Origin of the sequence: Enterobacter cloacae complex sp.6700776 (assembly GCF_048284255.1) — a bacterium.
Lineage (GTDB): Bacteria > Pseudomonadota > Gammaproteobacteria > Enterobacterales > Enterobacteriaceae > Enterobacter > Enterobacter intestinihominis.
Genome location: NZ_JBLVYK010000169.1, coordinates 1 through 303, shown reverse-complemented (window position 1 = coordinate 303; position 303 = coordinate 1). Strand labels below are relative to the sequence as shown.

The window sequence follows — 303 nt, the reverse complement described above, 5'->3', positions numbered from 1 at the left end:
AACACGATCTGCTCCCCCAACATACGGACACCGCACCGGTAATGCATACCGTCACGTCAGGTCGTGATTTGCTCGATCAGGCTAAGGTGCTGGCGAAATATCTGCGTGAGTGTCCCGGCGGATGGCTGGCAGGTCATCATCTGATGAAGAGTGTGCGTTGGGATACGTTAACGGAGTTACCGCCGCTGGATGCCTCCGGCCGGACACGGCTATTGCCTCCCAAGCCTGAGAGTAAAGCCCATCTTAAGCGGTTGTATTTACAGAGAAGCTGGTCGGAACTGCTGGAACATACGGACACGCTGC

At 55.8% G+C, this 303-nt stretch carries 1 protein-coding gene; it reads left to right on the top strand.

The features are described 5' to 3' along the window. Positions 1 to 303 (top strand): type VI secretion system domain-containing protein (locus ACNQ0T_RS23745; protein WP_417930447.1); only part of this gene is annotated, 303 nt, incomplete at both ends.